This is a genomic window from Vibrio sp. Sgm 5 (assembly GCF_026241575.1).
GTDB lineage: Bacteria > Pseudomonadota > Gammaproteobacteria > Enterobacterales > Vibrionaceae > Vibrio > Vibrio jasicida.
On sequence record NZ_JAPHPY010000162.1, the window covers coordinates 1 to 260 of the forward strand.

Below are 260 nucleotides of genomic sequence, written 5' to 3' on the forward strand. Positions count from 1 at the left end.
CGAGACATCGCGGCTGTTCTTTCCTTGATATACCCATCTCTGACACGATGAATCGCTGCGATGACTTGGGCCTCTTCACTTTTTACCGCGACAAACCGCATTGTTGGTCGACCAGCGGCTTCTGCGATTGCTGATGCATCTATGAAATCATTTTTGTTGCCTTTGACATAAGGCTTAACGTACTGGGGAGGAATGAGTCGAACTTGATGGCCGTATTCACCACACTTACGAGCGAGCCAATGAGCACCGCCACAAGCTTC

At 49.6% G+C, this 260-nt stretch carries 1 protein-coding gene; it reads right to left on the reverse strand.

The annotated features are described in order from the left end of the window. Positions 1-260, reverse strand: a 260-nt coding sequence (locus tag OQJ86_RS26520) for an IS110 family transposase (RefSeq protein WP_265992371.1), incomplete at both ends; no start/stop codon positions are given.